The sequence below is a fragment of the Lactobacillus sp. C449L genome, assembly GCF_059900815.1.
The window spans coordinates 1-467 of sequence record NZ_JBWXGA010000184.1 but is presented as its reverse complement, the minus strand read 5'-3'; the positions used below and the strand labels follow the sequence as shown (position 1 = coordinate 467).

The window sequence follows — 467 nt, the reverse complement described above, 5'->3', positions numbered from 1 at the left end:
CCCCTTGAAATCGTCTCGGGAAATGAGTAAAATTTGAATCGTGAGTGTTAGCACTAACCACTCGCGAGTGCTAACAAATTGTAAAAACTTAGGAAAACCAATTTGAAGGAGGCCATTTTGTCATGATCAAACCTTTGGGAGATCGCGTAGTCATCGAAGCCATCGCGAAGGAGGAGACGACGGCTAGCGGCATCGTGCTGCCGGAGACGGCGAAAGAGAAGCCGCAAGAAGGCAAAGTCGTTGCTGTCGGCGCAGGCGCCTACAAAGACGGCGAGCGCATTCCGCTGGACGTGAAGGAAGGCGACCGTGTGATTTTCTCGAAATACGCAGGCACGGAAGTGAAATTCGAAGGCCGCGAATTGTTGATCATGCGGGAGAGCGACATCCTCGCCATCCTCTCTTGATTCGCGATACACATAAGCAAGGACAAGCACGGACCCTTTTCATAAGATATCTAGGAGGTAGAA

Annotated in this window: 1 protein-coding gene; it reads left to right on the top strand. The window is 50.7% G+C overall.

Annotation, left to right across the window (positions count from 1 at the left end):
- Positions 1 to 122 precede the first annotated feature (122 nt).
- Complete coding sequence (gene groES, locus AC2JF9_RS08940; RefSeq protein ID WP_500727059.1) at positions 123 to 404, top strand: co-chaperone GroES; 282 nt, start codon at positions 123 to 125, stop codon at positions 402 to 404.
- Positions 405 to 467 lie beyond the last annotated feature (63 nt).

Coding starts and splice junctions, on each gene's coding strand:
- groES (WP_500727059.1), top strand. CDS start 123: ATGATCAAACCTTTGGGAGATCGCGTAGTCATCGAAGCCATCGCGAAG.